This window comes from Micromonospora humida (assembly GCF_016901255.1).
Classification (GTDB): Bacteria; Actinomycetota; Actinomycetes; order Mycobacteriales; family Micromonosporaceae; genus Micromonospora; species Micromonospora wenchangensis.
On the sequence record NZ_JAFEUC010000015.1, the window covers coordinates 115987 to 140433 of the forward strand.

At 71.5% G+C, this 24447-nt stretch carries 19 protein-coding genes and 1 pseudogene; 4 read left to right on the forward strand and 16 right to left on the reverse strand.

From position 1 onward, the window contains the following. Positions 1–80: 80 nt before the first annotated feature. From JQX11_RS26280 to JQX11_RS26290, 3 genes are all read right to left on the reverse strand, one after another. Positions 81–1016, reverse strand: a complete 936-nt coding sequence (locus tag JQX11_RS26280; RefSeq protein ID WP_204927616.1) for an acyl-ACP desaturase — start codon at positions 1014–1016, stop codon at positions 81–83. Between the two features lie 73 nt (positions 1017–1089). Further along, a complete protein-coding gene (hisS, locus tag JQX11_RS26285) occupies positions 1090–2412 on the reverse strand; it encodes a histidine--tRNA ligase (protein ID WP_204927617.1) in 1323 nt (440 codons plus the stop codon). A gap of 70 nt (positions 2413–2482) precedes the next feature. Further along, complete coding sequence (locus JQX11_RS26290) at positions 2483–3202, reverse strand: MBL fold metallo-hydrolase (protein WP_204927618.1); 720 nt, start codon at positions 3200–3202, stop codon at positions 2483–2485. Between the two features lie 260 nt (positions 3203–3462). On the opposite strand from JQX11_RS26290, the gene JQX11_RS26295 reads away from it, so the two are divergent. Further along, positions 3463–4347: a peptidylprolyl isomerase gene (locus tag JQX11_RS26295; RefSeq protein WP_204927619.1), complete on the forward strand. Its 885-nt coding sequence runs from the start codon at positions 3463–3465 to the stop codon at positions 4345–4347. 61 nt (positions 4348–4408) lie between these two features. Next, complete coding sequence (locus JQX11_RS26300) at positions 4409–5248, forward strand: peptidylprolyl isomerase (RefSeq protein ID WP_204927620.1); 840 nt, start codon at positions 4409–4411, stop codon at positions 5246–5248. A 79-nt stretch (positions 5249–5327) separates the two neighbouring features. Here the strand turns inward: JQX11_RS26300 and JQX11_RS26305 are convergent. The 12 genes and pseudogenes from JQX11_RS26305 to JQX11_RS26360 all read right to left on the reverse strand — a co-directional run. Continuing rightward, positions 5328–7607 (reverse strand): annotated as a pseudogene (locus JQX11_RS26305) (RelA/SpoT family protein); the annotation flags it as partial. 432 nt (positions 7608–8039) lie between these two features. Continuing rightward, positions 8040–8606, reverse strand: coding sequence for an adenine phosphoribosyltransferase (locus JQX11_RS26310; RefSeq protein ID WP_088644004.1), 567 nt, complete (start codon positions 8604–8606; stop codon positions 8040–8042). A gap of 99 nt (positions 8607–8705) precedes the next feature. Next, a complete protein-coding gene (gene secF / locus JQX11_RS26315) occupies positions 8706–9905 on the reverse strand; it encodes a protein translocase subunit SecF (protein ID WP_204927621.1) in 1200 nt (399 codons plus the stop codon). Position 9906: 1 nt separating this feature from the next. After that, positions 9907–11829 (reverse strand): protein translocase subunit SecD, encoded by a 1923-nt coding sequence (gene secD / locus JQX11_RS26320; protein ID WP_204927622.1) that lies wholly within the window; start codon positions 11827–11829, stop codon positions 9907–9909. Between the two features lie 229 nt (positions 11830–12058). Further along, on the reverse strand, positions 12059–12424 hold the full coding sequence (gene yajC / locus JQX11_RS26325) for a preprotein translocase subunit YajC (RefSeq protein WP_232378607.1): 366 nt from the start codon (positions 12422–12424) through the stop codon (positions 12059–12061). Between the two features lie 120 nt (positions 12425–12544). Next, entirely contained in the window at positions 12545–13609 is a 1065-nt protein-coding gene (gene ruvB / locus JQX11_RS26330) for a Holliday junction branch migration DNA helicase RuvB (RefSeq protein WP_204927624.1), read from the reverse strand. Positions 13610–13643: 34 nt separating this feature from the next. Beyond that, entirely contained in the window at positions 13644–14246 is a 603-nt protein-coding gene (gene ruvA / locus JQX11_RS26335; RefSeq protein WP_204927625.1) for a Holliday junction branch migration protein RuvA, read from the reverse strand. Then, positions 14243–14770 carry a crossover junction endodeoxyribonuclease RuvC gene (ruvC, locus tag JQX11_RS26340; RefSeq protein WP_204927626.1) on the reverse strand — a complete coding sequence of 176 codons (528 nt, stop codon included), beginning with the start codon at positions 14768–14770 and terminating at the stop codon, positions 14243–14245. The genes ruvA and ruvC overlap by 4 nt, the downstream gene beginning before the upstream one ends. A gap of 96 nt (positions 14771–14866) precedes the next feature. Then, positions 14867–15475 carry a TetR/AcrR family transcriptional regulator gene (locus tag JQX11_RS26345; protein ID WP_204927627.1) on the reverse strand — a complete coding sequence of 203 codons (609 nt, stop codon included), beginning with the start codon at positions 15473–15475 and terminating at the stop codon, positions 14867–14869. A 12-nt stretch (positions 15476–15487) separates the two neighbouring features. Next, positions 15488–17053, reverse strand: coding sequence for an MFS transporter (locus JQX11_RS26350; RefSeq protein ID WP_204927628.1), 1566 nt, complete (start codon positions 17051–17053; stop codon positions 15488–15490). A 136-nt stretch (positions 17054–17189) separates the two neighbouring features. Then, positions 17190–17813, reverse strand: a complete 624-nt coding sequence (locus tag JQX11_RS26355) for a transcriptional regulator (RefSeq protein ID WP_307826358.1) — start codon at positions 17811–17813, stop codon at positions 17190–17192. Positions 17814–17903: 90 nt separating this feature from the next. Then, the gene (locus JQX11_RS26360; protein ID WP_204927629.1) at positions 17904–18941 is read right to left on the reverse strand and encodes an aminotransferase class V-fold PLP-dependent enzyme; all 1038 of its coding nucleotides are present in this window, start codon (positions 18939–18941) and stop codon (positions 17904–17906) included. A 152-nt stretch (positions 18942–19093) separates the two neighbouring features. On the opposite strand from JQX11_RS26360, the gene JQX11_RS26365 reads away from it, so the two are divergent. Then, positions 19094–19954 (forward strand): SPFH domain-containing protein, encoded by an 861-nt coding sequence (locus JQX11_RS26365; RefSeq protein WP_204927630.1) that lies wholly within the window; start codon positions 19094–19096, stop codon positions 19952–19954. A gap of 45 nt (positions 19955–19999) precedes the next feature. On the opposite strand, the gene dnaE is transcribed toward JQX11_RS26365, so the two are convergent. Beyond that, positions 20000–23530, reverse strand: coding sequence for a DNA polymerase III subunit alpha (gene dnaE, locus JQX11_RS26370; RefSeq protein WP_204927631.1), 3531 nt, complete (start codon positions 23528–23530; stop codon positions 20000–20002). 312 nt (positions 23531–23842) lie between these two features. Between dnaE and JQX11_RS26375 the strand changes: the two genes are divergently transcribed. After that, positions 23843–24445, forward strand: a complete 603-nt coding sequence (locus JQX11_RS26375; protein ID WP_204927632.1) for a hypothetical protein — start codon at positions 23843–23845, stop codon at positions 24443–24445. Positions 24446–24447: the final 2 nt, after the last annotated feature.

Genomic DNA, 24447 nt, shown 5'->3' on the forward strand with positions numbered 1-24447 from the left:
GTCCCCCGCAGGGGGTGGCGACGTGGGCGCACCTGCGGGCAGGCACGGGTGCGGTGAAACCGCCGGAGGGGACGATCAGGTCAGGCGCGGGCGGCCAGCTTGGCGGCCCGGGCGTCGCGCTTCTCCTCGAACCGGGACGCGGCCTGCTCCAAGCCGCCCAGGTGGGCGGCGATCCGGTCACGGGCGGCCTCACCCTCGGCGCCCAGGCCGGCGACGTTGAACACGTCCCACTGGCGTAGCACCGGGGCGACCACGTCGTCGCGGTGCTGACGCAGGTCGTAGATGCCGGCCAGGGCGATCGTCACCGACTTGCGGGTGAAGCCCTCGATGCCGACACCGGGCATCTGGAAGTCCTCCAGCACCTCGGCGATCGCCCGCATCGTCTGGTCGGGGGCCACCTCCAGGGCCGCCCCGAGCAGGTTGCGGTAGAAGACCATGTGCAGGTTCTCGTCGGCCGCGACCCGGCTCAGCAGCGCCTCGCAGACCGGGTCACCGGTGATCCGGCCGGTGTTGCGGTGCGAGATCCGGGTGGCCAGCTCCTGGAACGACACGTACGCCAGCGAGCGCAGCATCGACGAGTCGTGCGAGTTGGTGTAACCGGCGGTCATGTGCACCATCCGGGCCCGCTCCAGGGCGACCGGGTCGACCGACCGGGTCACCGTCAGGTAGTCCCGGATGGCGGTGCCGTGCCGGCCCTCCTCGGCCGTCCACCGACCCACCCAGGTCCCCCACGCCCCGTCAGGTCCGAACAGGCTGGCGATCTGGTGATGGTACGAGGGCAGGTTGTCCTCGGTGAGCAGGTTGACGATCAGCGCCGTACGGGCCACCTCGGGCAGGGTCGAGTCCCCCTCCGACCACGCCTCACCGCCGAGCGGGCCGTCGAAGGTGCGCCCCTCGCTCCACGGCACGTACTCGTGCGGGAACCACTCCTTGGCCATCGACAGGTGACGGTCGAGGTTCTTGGCGACCACGGGTTCGAGTTCGTGGAGCAGCGCGGTCTGGCTCAGCTCGGTCACAGGGGCCCTCCCTACGGTGGCGTAACTTACGCCACCGTAGGTCCCCGTCGGCGTACGCGCCAGTAACCCGGGCTCAGCCGATCACCGGAGTCAGATCCGCAGGCGGCGGCGACCACCGGTCCGCCAGCGCGTCCACCTGCTCGCCCGAACGGATGTCCTTCACCTGGTGACCCTCGCCTCCCGGGAACCACACGTAGGGGATGCCGCGCCGCTCGGCGTAGCGGATCTGCTTGCCGAACTTCGCCGCACTCGGCGACACCTCGGTCGGCACGCCCCGCGACCGCAGCGCCTCCGCCACGGCGTTGCTGGCCGCCCGATCCTCCTCGGCCGCGACGGCCACCAGCACGCAGGTCGGCACGCTGCGCGAGATCGACAGCGCCTCGGCACCGAACAGCAGCCCGAGCAGCCGGGTCACCCCGATCGAGATCCCCACCCCCGGGTACGACACGCTCCCGGCGCTGGCCAGGTTGTCGTACCGGCCGCCGGAGCAGATCGAGCCGAACCGCTCGTAGCCGACCAGCTGGGTCTCGTAGACGGTGCCGGTGTAGTAATCCAGGCCCCGGGCGATCCGCAGGTCGGCGACGCACAGCCCTGGCGCGTGCGCGGCGGCCGTCTCCACCACCGCGACCAACTCGGCGACACCCTCGTCGAGCAGCGGATCGCTCACCCCGAGGGCGTGCACCGCGTCGGCGAAGGACGCGTCCGGCGCGGAGATTCCGGCCAGCGCCAGGCAGGCGTCGGCCTGCGCCGCGCTCGCCCCCGCCGTCTCGGCCAGCAGGTCGGCCACCTTCGCCGGACCGATCTTGTCGAGCTTGTCGACCGCGCGCAGCGCCGCCTCCGGGTCGGTCAGCCCGATGCCCCGGTAGAACCCCTCACAGATCTTGCGGTTGTTCACCTGGATCAGCACCGGCGGGATCGGCAGCGACCGCAGCGCGTCCCCGATCACCAGCGGCATCTCGGCCTCGTAGTGCGCCGGCAGGGTGTCCCGGTCGACGATGTCGATGTCGGCCTGGAGGAACTCCCGGTAACGCCCCTCCTGCGGGCGCTCGCCCCGCCACACCTTCTGGATCTGGTAGCGGCGGAACGGGAACTGGAGCTTGCCGGCGTTCTCCAGCACGTAGCGGGCGAACGGCACGGTCAGGTCGAAGTGCAGCCCGAGCGCGTCGTCACCGGGCGGGCCGTCCGCGTCGGCCTGCAACCGGCGCAGCAGGTAGACCTCCTTGGAGGTCTCCCCCTTGCGCAGCAACTGGTCCAGCGGCTCCACCGACCGGGTCTCCAGCGGGGCGAACCCGTACAGCTCGAAGGTGTGCCGGATCCGGTCGAGGACGAACTGCTCGATCATCCGCTGCGAGGTGGTCCACTCCGGGAAGCCGGAGATGGGCGTGGGCTTGCTCATGACGTACTCCTTGCGGGTCCGCGCCGGGCGCGGTGGGATCGACAGGTCCGCGCCGGGCGCGGAGGAACGGCTAGAGGCCGCGGGTGGGCGCGGCGGGGCGCGCGCCGTCCGGGCCGGCCAGGTCGGCGAGGTACGGGTTACGCACCCGCTCCCGGCCGATGGTGGTCGCCGGGCCGTGGCCGGGCAGCACGACGGTGTCGTCGGCCAGCGGGAGGACCTTCTCCCGCAGGCTGGTCAGCATCCGGGGCATGCTGCCGCCCGGCAGGTCGGTGCGGCCGATCGAGCCGGCGAACAGCACGTCACCGGAGAGGCAGACCTGGTCGGCCTCCCAGGGCGAGCCGGCACCGGGTAGCCGGAACAGCACCGACCCGCCGGTATGGCCCGGCGCGTGGTCGACGGTGATCTCCAGGCCGGCCAGCGCCAGCGTCGCCCCGTCGGTCAGCTCCGCGACGTCGTCGGGCTCGGTGTACGGCAGCCGTCCGCCGAACAGCGCGGTGAGGTCCATCGACAGCGCCTTGGTCGGGTCGGCCAACAGCTCCCGGTCCTCCGGGTGCACGTACGCGGGGATGCCGCGTGCGCCGCAGACCGGCGCGACGGAGAAGGTGTGGTCGAGGTGGCCGTGGGTGAGCAGCACGGCGGCCGGGTGCAGGCGGTGCTCGGCGAGCACGGCGTCGAGCCGGTCGAGCACCCCGATGCCGGGGTCGACCACCACGCACTGCTCCCCCGGCGCGGTTGCCACCACGTAACAGTTGGTGCCGAAGGCGTCCGCGGGAAAGCCGGCCACGAGCACGTCCGCTCCCCTTCCGTCTCAGTCGTCCGTCTCCTGGGCAGCCTAGTCGTCGGCGCGATCCGATATCCGCGCCCACCCGTACCACGGGCCCCGCACGGCACAGTGACGCACTTTGATAAACCCAGGCCGGCCCTCGTACACCACTTTCACAGCAGGTACCCGTACACTCTGGCGGGCGTGTGGCGTGGCGCACCTGCGGGCACGGCGGGCGCGCACGGCCCGACCGCCGGTGACGACCAGGGTAGAGGAGGGGAGCACGGGTGGCTTCCAGCAGGGACCGGCAGCGCAAGCTCGCGCGGGAGAAGCTCGACCGGCAGTTGGCCCGGCGGGCCGCCGCCGCCCGACGGCGTCGGCAGATCCAGGCCGGGGTCGGTGCGGCAGTGGTGCTGGTGCTGATCGTGGCCGGTGCGGCGTGGGGGCTGGGCGCCTTCGACAGCGACCCCGAGCCGAAGGCCGCCGAGGACGTCTGCCTCTGGACGCCGCAGGATGCCGCAGCCAACACCAACCTCAAGGACGTCGGCACCCCGGCCACCAAGGATCTGCCCACCACCGGGGTACGCACGATGACCATCGACACCGACCAGGGCGGCCCGATCACCGCCGAACTGGATCTCGCCGGGGCCCCCTGCGCCGGGGCGAGCATCGCCCACCTGGCCGGCAAGTCGTTCTACGACAACACCAAGTGCCACGAGATCACCACCGAGGGCGCGCTGCGCTGCGGCGACCCGAGCGGCACCGGGCTCGGCGGCCCCAGCTACTCGTTCTACAACGAGAACGTGCCGACCGCGCCCGAGGCGAGCCCTTCGGCCAGCCCGCAACCCGGGCAGCCGCCGACCTACCCCAAGGGCACGGTCGCGATGATCGGCAACCCGCCGGGCGCCAACGGCAGCCAGTTCCTGCTCTTCTTCAAGGACTCCAGCCCGGCCCAGCCCGCGTACCCGATCATCGGCCGGATCACCGGCGGCCTCGACGTGGTCGAGAAGATCGGCGCCCTGCCGACCGTGGACAACGGGGCGGGCGCCAAGGTCAAGCCGAAGACCGACGTGGTGATCCGCAAGCTCACCGTCGGCGAGGCGCAGGCCGCCCCGGCACCGGCGACCGGTTCCCCGGCCGCGTCCCCGGCGGCCAGCCCGAGCGCCGGCTGAGCCGGCCCACAACCCGTACCTGCGGCCCCGCCGCGCCAGAGAAAGCCCAGGAGGAGTGACCGTGACGTCCACGAGAGAGCGGCAGCGCGCGGCGGCGCGGGCCCGACTTGAGCGGGAGATGGCCGAGCGTTCGGCCAAAGCCCGCAAGCGCCGGCAGACGCAGGCGATCGTCGGGGCCGCCGCCATCCTGGTGCTCGTGGTCGCCGGCACCGTCTGGTTGGCGACCAGCCTCGGTGGCGACGACGACGACAGCAAGCAGCAGGCCGCCGGCACCGAGGGTTTCTCGCAGTGCGCCTACACCGAGGCGCCGAAGGAGGGCCGGCCGGCGCAGGTCAAGGACGTCGGGATGCCCCCGAACCAGCAGGCCAACAAGGGCACCCAGACGATGACGATCGACACCAACCTGGGCCCGATCGTCGCCAAGCTCGACCGGACCAAGGTGCCGTGCACCGCCGGCAGCTTCACCCACCTGGCCAGCAAGGGCTTCTTCGACAACACCAAGTGCCACCGGCTGGTGACCGAGGGCATCAAGGTGCTCCAGTGCGGTGACCCGAGCGCGACCGGCAAGGGCTGGCGGCAGACCGACGGCACCGGCGGGCCGAGCTACAGCATGCCCGAGGAGAACCTGCCGACCGACAAGCGGCCCCCCTACCCGGAGGGCGTCATCGCGATGGCCAACGCCGGGCAGGGCAGCACCGGCAGCCAGTTCTTCATCGTCTACGGCGACTCGCAGCTCGACCCGAACTACACCGTGCTCGGCACCATCACCTCCGGCATGGACCTGGTCAAGCAGGTCGGGGCGGCCGGCGACGACAAGGCGTTCGCGCAGCAGGCGGGGGGTGGCCACCCCAAGAAGGAGGTCACCATCACCAAGCTGACGATGAGCGACATCGAGAGCTGACCAGCACCGTACGACGAAGCGCCCGCCGGCTGAGCCGGCGGGCGCTTCCGTGTCAGGTGACCGGGGACGCGGCTGACGGTCAGGCGCCGGAGGTGACCCGGTAGGCGTCGAAGACCCCGTCGACCTTGCGGACGGCGGCCAGCAGGTGCCCCAGGTGCTTCGGGTCGGCCATCTCGAAGCTGAACCGGCTCACCGCCACCCGGTCCCGGGTGGTGGTGACCGTCGCCGACAGGATGTTGACCCGTTCCTCGGAGAGCACCCGGGTGACGTCGGCCAGCAGCTTGTGCCGGTCGAGGGCCTCCACCTGGATGGCCACCAGGAACGTCGAGGCGGAGGTGAGCTTCCAGCTGACCTCCACCACCCGTTCGACCTGGGCCCGCAGGTCCTCGGCGTTGGCGCAGTCGTCGCGGTGCACGCTGACCCCGCCGGAGCGGGTGACGAACCCGAAGACCGAATCCGGGGGCACCGGCGTGCAGCACCGGGCCAGCTTGATCCAGACGTCGCTGACGCCCCGCACCACCACGCCGGGGTCACTGCTGTTCTGCCGGCTGTGCGGCGGACGGGTGGCGACGGCGGTCTCGGCGATGTCCTCCGCCGCGCCCTCCTCACCGCCGTACGCGGCCATCAGCTTCTGCACCACCGACTGCGCCGACACCTGACTGTCGCCGACCGCCGCGTAGAGCGAGGCGACGTCGGCGAGGTGCAGGTCCCGGGCGATCGCCATCAACGCGTCGGAGGTGAGCATCCGCTGCAACGGCATGCCCTGCTTACGCATCGCCTTGACGATCGAGTCCTTACCGGCCTCGATCGCCTCCTCACGCCGCTCCTTGTTGAAGTACTGGCGGATCTTGGTGCGCGCCCGGGGACTCTTGACGAAGCTCAGCCAGTCCTGCGTCGGGCCCGCCGTGTCGGACTTCGAGGTGAAGATCTCGATCACGTCGCCGTTGGACAGCGTCGACTCCAACGGCACCAGCTTGCCGTTGACCCGCGCCCCGATGCACTTGTGCCCGACCTCGGTGTGCACCGCGTACGCGAAGTCGACAGGCGTCGACCCGGTCGGCAGCGGGATGACGTCACCCTTGGGGGTGAAGACGTACACCTCCTGGCTGGACAGGTCGAACCGCAACGCGTCGAGGAACTCCGACGGGTCGGCGGCCTCCCGCTGCCAGTCCAGCAACTGCCGCAGCCAGGTCATCTCGTCGATGTGCGCCGGAGGGCCGACGATCTGGGTGCCCTTGTGCTCCTTGTACTTCCAGTGCGCGGCGATGCCGAACTCGGCGGTCCGGTGCATCGCGTAGGTGCGGATCTGCATCTCCACCGGCTTGCCGGTGGGCCCGATGACCGTCGTGTGCAACGACTGGTACATGTTGAACTTGGGCATCGCGATGTAGTCCTTGAACCGGCCCGGCACCGGCTGCCAGTTGGCGTGGATGACCCCCAGCGCCGCGTAGCAGTCCCGCACCGTGTCGACCAGGATGCGCACCCCGACCAGGTCGTAGATGTCGTTGAAGTCCCGCCCCCGCACGATCATCTTCTGGTAGATCGAGTAGAGGTGCTTCGGCCGACCGGTCGTCTCCGCCTTGATCTTGGCGGCCTTGAGATCGGTGCCGACCTTCTGGGTGACCTGCTTGAGCAGCGACTCCCGCTGCGGCTGGTGCTCCCCGATCAGCCGCAGGATCTCCTCGTACCGCTTGGGGAACAGGGTGCCGAAGGCCAGGTCCTCCAGCTCCCACTTGATCGTGTTCATACCGAGCCGGTGGGCCAGCGGGGCCAGGATCTCCAGCGTCTCCTTGGCCTTCTGCTCCCGCTTCGGGGCCGGCAGGAAGGACAGCGTCCGCATGTTGTGCAGCCGGTCGGCCAGCTTGATCACCAGGACCCGGGGGTCCTTCGCCATCGCCACGACCATCTTGCGGATCGTCTCCGCCTTGGCCGCGTCGCCCAGCTTGACCTTGTCCAGCTTCGTCACACCATCGACGAGCAGGGTGACCTCGGGGCCGAAGTCGACCTTCATCTGGTCGAGGGTGTATTCGGTGTCCTCGATCGTGTCGTGCAGCAGCGCCGCCACCAGCGTGGTGGTGTCCATCCCCAGGTTGCCCAGGATGGTCGCCACCGCCAGCGGGTGGGTGATGTACGGGTCGCCGGACTTGCGGTACTGGCCGGAGTGCCAGCGCGCGGCGGTGTCGAACGCCCGCTGGAGCAGCCGGGCGTCGGCCTTCGGATGGTTCTCCCGGTGGCTGGCGATCAGCGGTTCGAGCACCTCGCTGACCTGGGAGGTCTGCCACGGGGCGTTGAACCGGGCCAGCCGCGCCCGGACCCGACGACCGGTCGGGGCGTTGGAGAGCGCGAAACCACCGCTCGGCGACGGGTCGTCGTCGAAAGACGCCCCCACCGCCAGGCCGTCCGGCGTACCGCCGACGTGGTCGCCGGCCCCCGTCGGGCCGGCCGCCGGATCGTTGTTCCGAGCGGTCACCGCGCCGTCAGCGTCGCCTGTCGGGTGCACCGTGCCCTCCACCGGAGGAACGACATCGTGGGACACCGGCCTCCTCACCGATCGCCGGGACCACGCCGACCGTACGGCCGACGCCTGACTTGCCGAACCGGCCGTCACGCCGGCGTGTTCCCCGCCGGCCGCCGCCGGGTCGGTGGCACTGCCCGCCGGCCCTGCGGCCGGCACCTGACCACCGCCCGGACGGGTGACCGTCCGGTCAGCAATGGGCAATGCTACCCGCACGGTAGGTGCCGTGCCGCTCCGCCGGACGGTCCGTCCCAGGTCGGCGGGACGACCCAGGAATCAAACGGTCAGCAGGGCATGGACCGGACGCCCGGCGAGCCGTTCCCGCCCGCCCAGGAAGCCCAACTCCAGCAGCACGGTGAACCCGGCCACCGTGCCGCCGGCCCGCTCCACCAGGCCGAGGGTCGCCTCGGCGGTGCCGCCGGTGGCCAGCACGTCGTCGACCACCAGCACCCGGTGCCCGGCGGTGAAGGCGTCCTGGTGCACCTCCAGCGTCGCCTCGCCGTACTCCAGGGCGTAGGAGGCCGCGTACGCCGGCCGGGGCAGCTTGCCCGCCTTGCGCACCGGCACCACCCCCAACCCGGTCGCGTACGCGATCGCGGCGGCGATCACGAAACCCCGGGCCTCGATGCCGACCACGATGTCGAAGTTGTCCCGCCCGTGGTGGTCGATGATCCCGTCGATCACCTCACGGAACACGTCGCCGTCGGCGAACAACGGCATCAGGTCCTTGAACATGACCCCGGGCTTGGGGAAGTCCGGCACGTCCAGTACCCGGCTGGCGACCAGCCGGGCCACCTGTGGGCCGCTGTCCCCGCGTACACCGGTGCTGTGGGTCTCCGTCACGGTGGTCGGCTCTCCTTCGATACGACGACGGCGTCCGTCACGCTGTTCGCACAGCATGGCGGACGCCGTCGACTCGACGTGGGGCGGGTAGCCCGTCGGTCAGCGCCGCTTCGCGCCACCGGGCCGGTTGCCGCCGCCCCCGGCGGGACGGCCACCCCGGGCGCCGGCCGACCGCTTGGCCGCCGGACGCGCGCCGACCTTCGGTGCGCTGCCGGCCAGGGCCGCCGCCTCCGGGTCGATCGGCTCGTCGGTGGCCTCCTCGGCGGCGGCCTGCCGGGCCGCACCGCGCGGGGTGATCTCGCCCCGGGCGATGGCGCCCCGACGGGCCAGCACCCGCTTGGTGTGCGCGTCGATCCGCGGGTCCTGGTTCTTGAGCAGCACCAGCAGCGGGGTGGAGAGCAGGATCGAGGTCAGGAACGCCATCGCCATACCGACGAACAGCACCAGGCCCAGGTCCTTCAGGGTGCCCGCGCCGAGCAGGCCGGCACCGATGAAGAGCAGACCGCCAACCGGGAGCAGGGCGACCACCGAGGTGTTCAACGACCGCATCAGGCTCTGGTTGAGCGCCAGGTTGGCCGCCTCGCCGTAGGTCTGGTTGTTGTTGGCGGTGATGCCCCGGGTGTTCTCCTGGACCTTGTCGAAGACCACCACCACGTCGTAGAGCGCGAAGCCCAGGATGGTGAGGAACCCGATGATCGTCGACGGGGTGACCTCGAAGCCGACAAGCGAGTAGATACCGGCGGTGAGGATCAGGTTCATGAACAGCGAGATGATCGCGGCGACCGCCATCCGCCACTCGAACCGCAGCACCAGGTAGGCGGCCACCACCAGGACGAAGATGACCAGGCCGAGCAGCGCCCGGGAGGTGACCTGGCTGCCCCAGGCCTCGCTGACCTGGCTGCCGCTGATCTGGTCGGCGTTGATGCCGAACTCGTCGGCCATCTTGGCCTTGACCGCGTTGGCCTGGTCGGCGCTGAGCTGCGAGGTGCGCAGCTCGTAGTACTCGCCGCTGGTGCTGCCGACCTTCTGCGCGGTCACCACCTCGGCACCGCCGCCCTCGGCGGCCAGTGCCTCGTCGACCTTGCTCTCGGCCTGCTCCAGGGTGCCGACGCTGGCCGGCACCTGGAACGAGTTGCCGCCGGCGAACTCGATGCCCAGGCTGAAGCCGCGAACCGCGAAGCTGAGCACGGCGATCAGCACCAGCACCCCGGCGACGGTGAACCACAGCTTGCGCCGGCCGACGATGTTGAGACCGGCCTCGCCCCGGTAGAGCCGGGACGCCAGACCACTCTTAGCCATCTCAGGCCTCCTTGACGCGCGGGTTGCGGGCGGTGCCCGGCTCGGCCGACCGGGCGGGCAGGGCCCGACCGAGGCCGCTGACCCGCGGCGACAGGAACGCCGGGGTCCGGGCGAACATCGTCATGATCGGGTGCCGGAACAGGAAGACGACCACCAGGTCGAGCACGGTCGCCAGGCCGAGGGCGAAGGCGAAGCCCTTCACCGTGCCGACCGAGACGATGTAGAGGACCACGGCGGACATCAGGGTGATCGCGTTGGCCGAGATGATCGTCCGGCGGGCCCGGATCCAGGCCCGGGGCACCGCGCTGCGCGGGCTGCGCCCCTCCCGGATCTCGTCCTTGAGTCGTTCGAAGTAGATGACGAACGAGTCCGCCGCCACACCGAGCGAGACGATCATGCCGGCGATGCCGGCGAGGGTGAGGGTGAAGCCGATCGACCGGCCGAGCACCACCAGCGCGCCGAAGACCAGCAACGCGGAGAGCACCAGGCTCAGGAAGATGACCGAGCCGAGCAGCCGGTAGTAGAAGAACGAGTAGATGATGACCAGCAGCATGCCGATGCCGGCGGCCAGCAGGCCGGCCCGCAGGTGGCTGTCGCCCAGCGTCGCGGTGACGTTCTGCTGCTCCTGCGGCACGAAGGTGACCGGCAGCGCGCCGTAGCGCAGCTGGCTGGCCAGCGCGTTGGCCGACGTGTTGTCGAAGCTGCCGGTGATCTGCGAGTCGCCCGTCAGCACGCCCTGGATCTCGGGCGAGGAGACGATCTCGTTGTCCAGCACCACGGCCACCCGGCACTTGCCGTCCTGGCCGAGAGCGGTCTGGTCGCAGCCGCCGCCGGTGTTGTTGAACGCCTCCCGGGTCAGCTCGGTCCACTTGGACTGGCCGTCGCCGGTGAAGTTCAGGCTGACCACCCAGGTGCTGGCCTGGTCGAGGACCGCGTTGGCGTCCTTGACGTCGGTGCCGAGCACCTTGGCCTGGTCGAGCAGGTACTTCGCCGCGCCACCCTCACAGGCGACCGCCTGCTGCTTCTCGTCCTTGATCGAGGCGGGGGGCCGCTTGTCGAGCTGGGCGCAGGTGATGGTCGGCACGTTGAACTGCATCTGCGGGGTCAGTACCGCGACCTCCTGCGGGGAGAGCGCGCCGAACGGCTTGAACGTCTCCGCCAGGGCCGGGTTGGTGGCCAGGTCGGCCGGGGCCTGGAGTCCGCTCGCGGCAGCCCAGGCGGCCGCGCCGACCTTCTTCTCGACGGCCTTGCGCTGCTCCTCGATGCTCTGCGACACCGGCGCCTCACTGGCGCTGGGCGAGGCGGCCGGGGCGCTCGGCGAGGCCGACCCGGACGGGGAGGCGCTGGCGCTCGGCGCGGGGGCGCCGCCGCCCTGCCCACCGGCGCTCGGCGAGCCGGACACCTTCGGCGACGCGCTGCCGGAGGCCTTCGGCGAGGCGCTGCCCGACGGGGCGGGCGACGCGCTGCCGGACGGGGCCGGCGAGGCGCTGCCCGACGGCGCCGGGGCGGCGACCGCGCCGCTGCCGTCGGCGGCCTTGAGCACCTTGCGGAAGCGCAGCTCCGCGGCGCTGCCGACGTCGGTCAGCTCCCGGTTCTCACCGGGCAGGGAGATGACGATGTTCCGGTTGCCCTCGGTGACCACCTCAGCCTCGGCCACCCCGTAGGCGTTGACCCGGCTCTCGATGATCTGCCGGGCCTCCTCCAGGTTGGCCGACGTCGGGGGCTTGCCGTCGATGGTGTTGGTCGCCTCCAGCGTCAGCCGGGTGCCACCGATCAGGTCCAGGCCGAGCCGCGGCTCCAGCCGGTCCTTCCAGCCGCCGCTGGCACCGCCCGAGAAGAACACCAAGGAATAGAGGACGACGAAGATGAACCCAAGCACGGCGAGCTGCCGCCCGGGGCGCATCTGTCCCTGAGGTGGTGCCACGGCTGTCTGTCTCCCTGTAACGGTCGCGCCGCCGGCGCAGCGGCGACGAGGTCGGAGCGGGGTTCCCGCCCCGACGTGCTCTGCGCGGGCCACTCCCGACCGACGGCACGGCGCACCACCGCCGACGTGGTGGCGTCGGGCGGACGGTGCGGGTGCCGACCCTGGGGACCGGCCCACCTATCCAGTTGTCCCGCCGCTACCCGCCCGTGGTGCCGGGCGGGTAGCGGCCTCACTCTTTGACGACTTCCGCGTCCTCGGTGACCGGCTCGTCGGCCTCGGGGCGCTCGGCCCGGGTGACCACCCGGGCGATGGCCGGCCGGGCGTAGCGGGACTGCACACCGGGGGCCACCTCCAGCAGCACGGTGTCGTCCTCGACACCCACGACCGTGCCGTAGAGCCCGCCGATGGTGACGACCTCGTCACCGGGTCCGAGCGCGGACTGCATGGCCTCAGCCTCGCGGCGGCGCTTCTGCTGCGGCCGGATCATCATGAAGTACATGACCCCGAAGAGCAGGGCGATCATGAGGATCGGCGTCAGACTGCCGGCGCCTCCGCCGGACTGTGCTGCGTAAAGCACGGTGTGCGACCTTCCCATTGGCCACCGTCCCGGCACGTGCGCGCCGGAGCGGAGGCGGATATTCACATCCTGTACAGACCGCGGCGAGTCTAATCCCTGCACCTGGGAACGCCGAATGCGGCGCAGATCACGTTCAGATCACGGTGGATCGGGCGCGTTCGAGAAGAGATCGGGCACGGCGGGGGCTTCCACACCGAATGTACCATTTGGCGGGGTGCGGCCGAGGTGTCGCCAGGCGGCCTCGGTGGCCACCCGCCCCCGGGGCGTACGGGCCAGCAGTCCGGCGCGGACCAGGAACGGCTCGCAGACCTCCTCCACCGTGTCCGGCTGCTCCCCCACCGCCACCGCCAGGGTGGACAGGCCCACCGGGCCACCGCGGAACGAGTCGACCAGCGCGGTCAGCACCGCCCGGTCCAGCCGGTCCAGGCCGAGGGCGTCCACGTCGTACACGGTCAGGGCGGACCGGGCGGTCTCCAGGGTGACCACGCCGTCGGCCCGGACCTCGGCGTAGTCGCGCACCCGGCGCAGCAGCCGGTTGGCGATCCTGGGCGTGCCCCGGGACCGGCCGGCGATCTCCACCGCCCCCTCCGGGGTGATCGGCACGCCCAGGATGCGCGCCGAGCGGTGCAGCAGCGCCTCCAGGTCGGCCGGGGAGTAGAAGTCGAGGTGGGCGACGAAGCCGAAGCGGTCCCGCATCGGGCCGGTCAGCAGGCCGGACCGGGTGGTCGCGCCGACCAGGGTGAACGGCTCCACGTCGAGCGGGATCGCGGTCGCCCCCGGGCCCTTGCCGACGATCACGTCGACCCGGAAGTCCTCCATCGCGCTGTAGAGCAGTTCCTCCGCCGGCTTGGCGATCCGGTGGATCTCGTCGATGAACAGCACGTCGCCCTCGGCGAGGCTGGTCAGGATGGCGGCGAGGTCGCCGGAGCGCTCGATCACCGGCCCGCTGGTCACCCGGATGCCCGAGCCCAGCTCGGCGGCCACGATATTGGCCAACGTCGTCTTACCGAGGCCGGGAGGCCCGGACAGGAGGATGTGGTCGGGTGGGGCGCCGCGCCGCATCGCGCCCTGCAACAGCAGGTCGAGCTGGTCGCGGACCCGGTGCTGGGCGATGAACTCGTCCAGCCGCTTCGGCCGGACGCTGACCTCGGCGTCCCGCTCCGCGTCGTCGGCGTACGCCGAGACCAGGCCGTCGCCGCTCATGCCGGCCGCCCCGGCCGGGACCGTGCCACGCCGGTCACCGGGTCCGGCCGAGCAGTCGGATGGCCTGCTTGAGCAGGACCGGCACCGGCGGGGTGGGCCCGTCCACGGTCTCCGCCACGGCGGCCACCGCCTGGTCGGCCTGGCCGGCCGTCCAGCCGAGCCCGACCAGCGCCTGGCGGACCTGGTCCGGCCAGGCGCCGGCGGTCACCCCGGCCGCGCCGTCGGGGCCCACCGGGACCGGGCCGATCCGGTCGCGCAGTTCCAGCACCAGCCGTTCGGCGCCCTTCTTGCCGATCCCCGGGACCCGGGTCAGGGCGGCGGTGTCGGCGTTGGCGATGGCCTTGCGGACCGCGTCCGGGGTGTGCACGGCCAGCACCGCCTGGGCCAGTCGCGGGCCAACCCCGCTGGCGGTCTGGAGCAGCTCGAACAGCTGCTTGGCGTCGTCGTCGGCGAAGCCGTAGAGGGTGAGTGAGTCCTCCCGGACCACCAGGCTGGTGGCGAGCCGGGCCGGCTGGCCGACCCGCAGCTCGGCCAGGGTGCCGGGGGCGCACTGCACCGCCAGGCCGATCCCTGCGACCTCCACCACGGCGTGGTCCGGGCCGGTCGCGGTCACCGTGCCGCGCACGCTGGCGATCATCGTGCTCCTCCTCGTCGTACCCGGTCGGCGGCCTCGGCCAGCTTGGACCGGGTGCCGCCCCGCCACACGTGGCAGATGGCCAGCGCCAGGGCGTCCGCCGCGTCGGCCGGCCGGGGCGGCTCGGCCAGCCGCAGCAGCCGGGTGACCATCGCGGTCATCTGCTTCTTGTCGGCCTGGCCGGAGCCGGTCACCGCGGCCTTGACCTCGCTGGGCGTGTAGGTCTGCACCGGCAGCCCGGCCCGCGCCCCGGCCAGCACGGCGATCCCGCTGGCCTGGGCGGTGCCCATCACGGTGCGAACGTTGTGCTGGCTGAACACCCGCTCCACGGCGACCGCGTCGGGCCGGTGCTCGGCCACCAGACCGGTCAGCGAGCGGTCCAGGTGCAGCAGACGCAACGACAGGTCGTCGGCGGGGTCGGTGTAGACGACGTAGTAGGCGACCAGCGAGCAGGGCCGGCCCGGGACCCCCTCGACCACGCCGACCCCGCACCGGGTCAGCCCCGGGTCGACGCCCAGCACACGCACGCCGTCTCCTCCAGGCCCCTTGACAGTACGGGTGTTCGACACCCTACTGGTCCACCCCGACACGCCGGTGGGCGGACACGCCGCCCGGCGGTGGGCTCAGCGGGCCCGCAGCCCGTCGAGCACGCCGTCGACGACCCTCTCGGGGAGCAGCCGGTCGTCCAGCTCCGGGTGCCAGCGCATCAGCCGCTGGACCAGCATCGGCCCGGTGAGCAGCGCCATCGCCACCTCGATGTCGAGGTCGGCGCGCAGCTCACCGGTGGCCACGCCCCGGCGGAGCACCTCCCGCATGATCTTCCGCCGGGGCTCGATGATGTTCTGGTAGAGCTGGAAGTGGTCGGGGCTGCGGTTCACCTCGGGCACCAGGCACGGCATGATCCGCTCGGCCCGGGGGTCGATGTTGTGCCCGACGGCCCCGACCAGCAGCACCAGGTCGTCGCGGACGGAGTGCCCGGCCGGCTGGGCGACCACCCCCTTGAGCCGGCGCAACGCGTCCAGCAGGAGGGCGTCCTTGCCGGGCCAGCGGCGGTAGATGGTGGCCTTGCCCACTCCGGCGCGGGTGGCGATCGCCTCGATCGACAGCGCCTCGATGGTGCTGCCCTCGGCGAGCAGGTCGAGGACAGCCTCGATGATGGCCTCGTCCGCGCGGATGCTCCGCGGTCGCCCGGGCGACCGCGGAGCATCGGCGGTGGGGTTCGTGTCAGACATCGTCCTGCGAACCTACGTGGTTGCGGCCAGTTCCCGCTCCGCCACCGGCGTGGCGGGGACGGCCGCGTCGGGCCGGCCCGGCATCCAGCGCAGCACGACGATGATGCCGAGGGCGGCCACCACCGCGGAGATCGCCGCCGCCCAGTGCATGGCCGAGACGAAGGCGTCGTTGGCCGCCGCGATCAGCCGCGGGGCCGCCGGACCGAGCTGTGCCGCCGCCGCGTACGCCCCGGAGACCGACTCGGTGGCCGCCTCCCGGGCCGGCGCGGGCAGGGCGTCGGCGACCGTGGCGATGTCCTGCCGGTAGACCGCGGAGAGCACCGAGCCGAGCACCGCGACGCCCAGCGCGCCGGCGATCTGGCGGACGGTGTTGCTGACCGCCGAGCCGACGCCGGCCTTTTCCCGGGGCAGTGCCGACATGATCGATTCGGTGGCCGGGGGCATGATGTTCGCCATCCCGACCCCCTGGAGGAAGAAGGCCACCAGCACCACCCAGATCGGCGTGGCGGCGTCGATGAAGGCGAACGCGGCCAGCGCCACGGCGGTCAGCACGAGGCCGACCGTGGCGACCGCCCGACCGCCGTACCGGCGCACCATGGCGGCGCTGCGCGGCGCGAAGACCAGCTGGGCCACGGCGAACGGCAGGAAGAACAGGCCGGTCTCCAGCGGGCTGTAGCCCCGGACGAGCTGCATGTAGAACGAGCTGAAGAACATCACGCCCATGGCGGCGAAGAAGACCAGCCCGACGATCGCCACCGGGGCGGCGAACCGGGGCACCCGGAACAGCCGCACGTCCAGCGACGGGTGGTCGCTGCGCCGCTCGTGCTCGACGAACCAGGCCAGCACCGCCACCCCGCCGAGGATCGCGGCCCACACGAGCGGCCGGCCGAAGCCGTGCTCGCCGCCGTCGATGATGCCGTAGGTCAGCGCGACCAGGCCGATAACCGAGAGCAGCACGCCGAGGATGTCGACCCGGCCCGGCCGGGGGTCCCGGGACTCGGGCACCAGCAGGGCCACCAGCAGGACCCCGAGCGCCACCACCGGCACGTTGATCAGGAAGACCGAGCCCCACCAGAAGTGCTCCAGCAGCGTGCCGCCGAGGATCGGGCCGATCGCCACCGCGAGGCCGACCGCGCCGGCCCAGACGCCGATGGCGCGGCCCCGTTCCCGGGGGTCGAAGACGTTGGAGATGATCGACAGGGTCACCGGCATGATCGCCGCGCCGCCGACGCCCATCAGGGCGCGGGCCGCGATCAGCTGGCCGGGGCTCTGCGCGTACGCCGAGAGCAGGGACGACAGGCCGAACAGGACCAGGCCGATGAGCAGGAACCGGCGTCGGCCGGCCCGGTCGCCGAGGATGCCGAAGGTGAACAGCAGGCCGGCGAAGACGAGGGTGTAGGAGTTGATCGCCCATTCCAGCTCGCCCTGGCTGGCCCCGAGGCCGTGTACCGGGTCGGCCAGGGTACGCAGGGCGACGTTGAGGATCGTGTTGTCGAGGACGACGACGAGCAGGCTGACCACCAGCACGCCGAGGATCGCCCATCGTCTCGGATGTCCGGTGTTCTCGTGCGGTTGCATACGCTCCGGTGCTCCCCCCGGTTGCACCCGTGCCGCAGAAATACGGAACGGGTCAGACTCGTAACGGTGCTCACCTTACGAGCCTCATGTTTCGATACGGCACCGGTTCGTATCGGATGTGGTGCGGGTCACCCGGTCAGGCCGGCGGCCCGCAGGCGGCCAGCGCGGCGGAAAAGCTGGTCAACCGGGTCGCGGGGGGTGCTAGGGGTTCGATCCAGCCCGGCCCGGCGGCGTACACCCGTACCCCCGGGAAGTCGCGGCCGAAGCGGACCAGGCGGTACGCCCGGCCGGTGACCGGCGTCTGCGACCACACCACCACGCTCCGCGGGCGGGCCCGCAGCACGGCGGAGCCCAGCGCCACCCAGGGCAGCGCCGGCCCCAGGTGCAGGCAGCCCCGACCCTGCTCGCGCAGCGCGGCGGCCACCGCGTGCAGGCCCAGGCAGTGCGCCTCGTTCTCGGCCCCGGCGAGCAGCACCCCGTCGGTGCGCAACCGGCGGCCGGGAACCCGCCGGTGCACGTCCAACCCGATCCGGATGCCCTCGGACAGGGCATGCTCGACGGCGATCTCGGCGGCGTCACGCCCTCTCAGCCCGGCCAGCAGCGGCAAACACACCGCCTCCCACACCGCCGCCACCCCGGCGTCGGCGGCGTACTCCAGCACCAGCGCGGCGACCAGGTTCGCGTCGAGGTCCTCGGCGGCGGCCGAGAGCCGCTTGTGGGCCGTCTCGACGACCTCGACCGGCATCGGATCCGACAACACCAGACGCACCCCCCGGGTAGGACACCGTTACCAGGGGGTTCGCCCGGACGGGGCGGTTCGGATGCGCCGCCGGGAAAAAAGTGCGGTGGTTCAGCCGGTGAGCGCCTCCAACGCCAGGTCCACGTCCGCCTCGGTGGTGTAGAGGTGGAACGCGACCCGGACCCGCCCGGCGCGCACCGCCGCCCGGAGCCCGGCGCGGGCCAGCCGCTGCCGCGCGTCGGGCACCTCCACCGCGACGATCGCGCTCTCCCCCGGCGGCCGGCCCAGCCCGGCCAGGAACCGGTTCGCCAACGCCACGTCGTACGCCCCGATCGCCGCCGGGCCGAGCGCGGCGAGCAGTTCCAGCGCCGGGGCGGTGCCCACCCAGCTGAACCAGGCCGGGGAGACGTCGAACCGGCGGGCGTCGTCGGCCAACCGCAGCGGCGGACCGTAGTAGGTGGACAGCGGTTCCTTGCCCGCGAACCAGCCGGCGGCGTCCGGACGCATCCGCTCGCGCAGCGCCGGGGCCAGGTAGGCCAGCGCCGAGCCGCGTGGCGACACCAGCCACTTGTACGTCCCGACCGCGACCGCGTCGGCCAGCGCCGCGTCAAACGGCAGCCACCCGCACGCCTGGGTGGCGTCCACCACCACCAGCGCGTCGTGCGCGCGGGCCGCGGCCACGATCTCCGCGTACGGGGCGACGGCCCCGTCGGCGGACTGCACCAGGCTGAACGCGACCAGGTCGGTGCCGGCGTCGATCGCGTCGCACAGGCCGGCCAGCGGCACGGTGCGCACCCGCACGCCGCGTTCCTCCTGCACCAGCCAGGGGAAGAGGTTGGCGGTGAACTCGACCTCGGGGACGACCACGGTGGCCCCGGCGGGCAGGGCCGCGGCGATCGGTCCGAGCAGCTGCGACACGCTGCCGCCGACCGCGACATCGGTCACCGGCACCCCGACCAGGCCGGCGAACGCCTCCCGGGACCGCCCGGTGGCCTCCTCCCACACCTCGTGGGAGGTACGCCCCACCCGCCAGTCGGCCAGGGCCTCCTGCACCGCCGTCCAGACCGGCTCGGGCGGGAGCCCGTAACTGGCGGTGTTCAACCAGCCGGGTTCCGGCTGCCACAGCTCGCGTGCCTGCGCCAACTCCATGCGTCGAGGCTAGTGACACCCCCGCGCGCCCGGTCAGCACCAATCCGCCGGTGGTGGCCCGCACCCGCCGGCCACCCGACCGGCACCGGCTTGACCCGCTGACCTAGGTTGATGATCCACATAACGACGCTCCCTCGGAAGGGTGATGCCCCGTGCCCGTCGGCTTCACGTTCGCCGTCATCCTCGCCGTCGGGGCGCTGGTCGCCGGAGCGGTCCGGCTCCTCGCCCGGTACCCGGCCGTCAAGCGCACCTGCACGCTGGTCGCGCTCGGCTGCCTGGCCGGCGCGCTGCTGTTCGGGATCGGCGCCAGCGCGCACTCCGTGCCGATCCGCTCGGTCGGCATCGTCACCAGCTTCAACAAACCGACCGGCGAGGTCACCGGCTCCGGGCTCAAGTGGGTCGCCCCCTGGCAGAAGGTCGGCGAGTGGGACGCCGGCCGGCAGAAGTACGACCACATCGGCGGCGACGACTGCGTCCGGGTCCGCACCGGCACCCTCGCCGACGCCTGCGTCGAGGTGCTGATCGAGTGGCAGGTCAAGCCGGAGAACGCGCCGAAGCAGTTCATGGACTACAAGGGCGACTTCGAGAGCTTCCGGGGCCAGCGGGTGGGGGTGCAGCTCGACAGCGCGGTCAACGACGCCTTCGCCACCTACAACCCGCTGGAGAAGATCGACGCCCGGACGGGGAACCTGAACGTCGACCTCAAGCCGTTCGCCGAGAGCATCCGGAGCAACGCCGAGGGCCGGCTCTCCGGCGACGTCGACATCCTGTCCGTCACCATCACCCGGGTCAACCACGACGACAAGACCGAGGGCAACATCAAGGCCTTCCAGGACAAGCTCGCCCAGACCCGCAACCTCGAACAGGACCGCCGCAACGCCGACATCCAGCGGCAGATCACCGAGACCAACGTCAAGGTCGACAAGGTGTCCCGCTGCCTGGAGATCGCCGAGAAGAACGGCAGCACCCCCGGACTGTGCATCAACCCGGGGATCGTGACCGGCGGCAAGTGACCTGGCCGCCGGCCGCCGGGCGGTGGTCACCCACCGCCCGGCGGGTCAGCTCACGTTGGCGGGGCCGAGGACGCTCTTGAGGTCACCCATCAGCGCGGTGGTGGCGGCCACCCGGAACGGGCCGAGCCGCAGGGTGGTGACCTTGCCGCCGTTGAGCAGCTTGACGTGCACCTCGGTGTCGCCCGGGTGCAGCACCAGGGTCTCCTTGAGCCGTTCCACCAGCGGCGGGGTGCAGCGGTGCACCGGGATGGTCAGCGTCACCGGCTTGCTGCCGGGGGTGCTGGTGACGTCCGGCATGGACATGTCCATCGCCATGATCCGGGGGGTGTCGTCGCGCCGGTCCACCCGGCCCTTGACCACCACGATCGCGTCCTCGGCGATGTACTGGCCGATCACCTCGTAGGTGTTCGGGAAGAACAGCGTCTCCACCCCGCCGGCCAGGTCCTCCAGCGCCGCCGAGGCCCAGGCCCGGCCCTGCTTGGTGACCCGGCGCTGCACGCCGGAGAGGATGCCGGCCAGGGTGACCACCGCGCCGTCGGGCACGGTGCCCTCCTCCGACAGCGCGGCGATGGTGGTGTCGGCCGCCGCGCCGAGGACGTGCTCCAGGCCGAACAGCGGGTGGTCGGAGACGTAGAGGCCGAGCATCTCGCGTTCGAAGGCGAGCTTGTCCCGCTTGTCCCATTCCGCGTCGCCGATGGTCGGCATCACGGTGGTGCTGCCGGTGTCGGCGTCACCGAAGCCGGCCCCGAACAGGTCGTACTGGCCGACGGCCTCCTTGCGCTTGACGTCGGCGAAGGCGTCGATGGCGTCGGCGTGCACGGTCAGCAGGCCCTTGCGGGTGTGCCCCAGCGAGTCGAACGCACCCGCCTTGATCAGGGATTCGATGGTCTTCTTGTTGCAGACCACCGCGTCGACCTTGGACAGGAAGTCGTAGAAGTCGGCGTACTCGCCCTTCTCGTCGCGGCACCGCATGATCGCCGCGACCACGTTGGCCCCGACGTTGCGTACGGCGGCCAGGCCGAACCGGATGTCCTTGCCGACCGGGGTGAACGGGCCGGCGGAGGTGTTCACGTCCGGCGGCAGCACCTGGATGCGCATCCGGCGGCACTCCGACAGGTAGAGCGCCATCTTGTCCTTGTCGTCACCGACGGAGGTCAGCAGCGCCGCCATGTACTCGGCCGGGTAGTGCGCCTTGAGGTACGCCGTCCAGTACGACACCAGGCCGTACGCCGCCGAGTGGGCCTTGTTGAAGGCGTACCCGGCGAACGGCACCAGGACGTCCCAGACGGCCTGGATGGCCTCGTCGGAGTAGCCGCGCTCGCGGCAGCCGTCCCGGAACGGGATGAACTCCTTGTCGAGGATCTCCTTCTTCTTCTTGCCCATCGCCCGGCGCAGCAGGTCGGCCTGACCGAGGGTGTAACCGGCGAGGATCTGCGCGGCGCGCTGCACCTGCTCCTGGTAGACGATCAGGCCGTGGGTGGGGGCGAGGATCTCCCGCAGCGGCTCCTCCAGCTCCGGGTGGATCGGGGTGATCTCCTGGAGGTTGTTCTTGCGCAGCGCGTAGTTGGTGTGCGAGTCGACGCCCATCGGGCCGGGCCGGTAGAGCGCCAGCACGGCCGAGATGTCCTCGAAGTTGTCCGGCTTCATCAGCCGCAGCAGCGAACGCATCGGCCCGCCGTCGAGCTGGAACACCCCGAGGGTGTCGCCCCGGGCCAGCAGGTCGTAGGCGGGCTTGTCGTCCAGCGGCAGACCCAGCAGGTCGAGTTCCCGACCGTGGTTGAGCTGGATGTTCTTGACCGCGTCGTCGATGATCGTCAGGTTGCGCAGGCCGAGGAAGTCCATCTTCAACAGCCCGAGCGACTCGCAGGTCGGGTAGTCGAACTGGGTGATGATCACCCCGTCGGCGTCCCGGCGCATCAGCGGGATGTGGTCGATGATCGGCTCGGCGGACATGATCACGCCGGCGGCGTGCACGCCGGTCTGCCGGATCAGTCCCTCGATGCCCTTGGCGGTGTCGATCACCTTGCGGACGTCCGGGTCGGTCTCGTAGAGGCCCCGGATCTCGCCGGCCTCGGCGTACCGGGGGTGCTTGGGGTCGAAGATGCCGGTGAGCGGGATGTCCTTGCCCATCACCGCCGGGGGCATCGCCTTGGTGATCCGGTCACCGACCGCGTACGGGAAGCCGAGGACCCGGGCCGAGTCCTTGATCGCGGCCTTCGCCTTGATCGTGCCGAAGGTGGCGATCTGGGCGACCTTGTCCTCGCCCCACTTGTCGGTCACGTACTTGATCACCTCGCCGCGCCGACGCTCGTCGAAGTCGATGTCGACATCCGGCATCGAGACCCGCTCGGGGTTGAGGAACCGCTCGAAGATCAGGCCGTGCGGGATCGGGTCCAGGTCGGTGATGCCCAACGCGTACGCCACCAGCGAACCGGCCGCCGAACCACGACCGGGACCCACCGCGATGCCCTGGCTCTTGGCCCACTGGATGAAGTCGGCCACCACCAGGAAGTACGACGGGAAGCCCATCTGGTTGATGACGCCCAGCTCGTACTCGGCCTGCACCACGTGCCCCTCGGGGATGCCCCCCGGGTAGCGGCGGGCCAGCCCCTTGAAGGTCTCCTTGCGGAACCAGGACTCCTCGGTCTCCCCCTCGGGTACCGGGAAGCGCGGCATCAGGTTGTGGAACTCGAACATCCCGCTCGGGTCGACCTTCTCGGCCACCAGCAGGGTGTTGCGGCAGCCCTGCTGCCAGAACTCCGAGGAGTCGACCGCGCGCATCTGGTCGGCGGACTTGACGAAGTAGCCGCCGCCCTCGAAGCGGAACCGGTTCGGGTCGGCGACGTTGCTGCCGGTCTGCACGCAGAGCAGCACGTCGTGCGCCTCGGCCTGCGCCTCGTGGGTGTAGTGCGAGTCGTTGGTGACCACCGGCGGGATGTCCAGCTTGCGGGCGATGGTGATCAGATCCTCGCGGACCCGCTGCTCGATGGAGAGCCCGTGGTCCATGATCTCCAGGAAGTAGTTCTCCTTGCCGAAGATGTCCTGGTAGGCGGCGGCGACCTTGAGCGCCTCGTCGAACTGGCCCAGCCGCAGCCGGGTCTGCACCGCGCCGGACGGGCAGCCGGTGGTGGCCATGATGCCCTCGGCGTGCTCGGCGATCAGCTCCATGTCCATCCGGGGCCACTTGACGTAGTGCCCCTCCATGGACGCCCGGGAGTTGAGGGTGAACAGGTTCTTCAGGCCCTGCGCGTTGCGCGCCCACATGGTCTTGTGGGTGATCGCGCCGTTACCGGAGACGTCGTCGCTCTTCTGCTCCGGCCGACCCCACTTGACCCGGGCCTTGTGGTAGCGCGACTCCGGCGCGACGTACGCCTCGACGCCGAGGATCGGGGTGATGCCGGCGGCCATCGCCTGCTTGTAGAAGTCGTTCGCGCCGTGCATGTTGCCGTGGTCGGTGATCGCCACCGCCGGCATCCCCAGCCGGTTGGCCTCGGCGAAGAGGTCCTTCAGCCGGGCCGCCCCGTCGAGCATCGAGTACTCGGTGTGCACGTGCAGATGCGCGAACGAATCGCTCATACGTGAGCCCCCGGGGAAGGTCGATCAAGGCGGAACAGGCACGACCGGCCCACCCTACCGGGCCGCCCCACGCGCCGGCCCGGTAGCGGCGCGGGGTGTCGGCCGGGCATCGCCGACGGTCACCGACCGCACCCCCGACAGCGACCGCCGACCGCCCCGCCACCCCGTCGGAGCCTTCCCGACCATCGGCGACGGCAGCAGAACGAACACCCACTCGCATTCTTCACAAATGGCGGTATAGAGGACAAAAAGGTCGAGCGGTTCCTAGTCTGAGGTCGGCAATTCGCCATGACCAAAGGCAAAGGAGACGACATGAGACGAGGACTCGCATTCGCCGCCGTGGTGGGGGCGGCGGCGCTGGCAGCCGGGCTCCTGACGGCGACACCGGCGTACGCGGGCACCTGTGTGGCCAGCGACCCGTGCGACACGACTGTCACCTTCGACGTCACCGCCGGGGCCCTGCAGATCACCGTCCCCGACACCGTCGACCTGGCCAACGACGGTGCCCCCGGGGGCTTCGCGTACGGCCAGCTCGGCGCGATCACCGTCGACGACCTGCGGGCCAGCGCGACCCCGAGCTGGGTCGCCACGGTCAGCAGCACCGCCTTCATCACCGGCGCCGGCACCGACCCGGGCACCAGCATCCCGGCCAGCGACATCTACTACTGCTCGGGCGACGCCACCGCCACCACCGGCAGCGGCACCTTCGTCCCCGGCCAGGCGAGCCCCTGCGACCCGCCGCCGCCGGCCGACGGCACGGCCCTGGACACGCCGGCCACCGCGTTCAGCCACACCGTGCTCCCCGCCGACACCGGCAACAACTCGGCGACCTGGAACCCGCTGCTCACCGTCGCCGTTCCGCTCTCCGCCGTCGCCGGGCAGTTCACCGGCACGATCACCCACTCGGTCGCCTGATC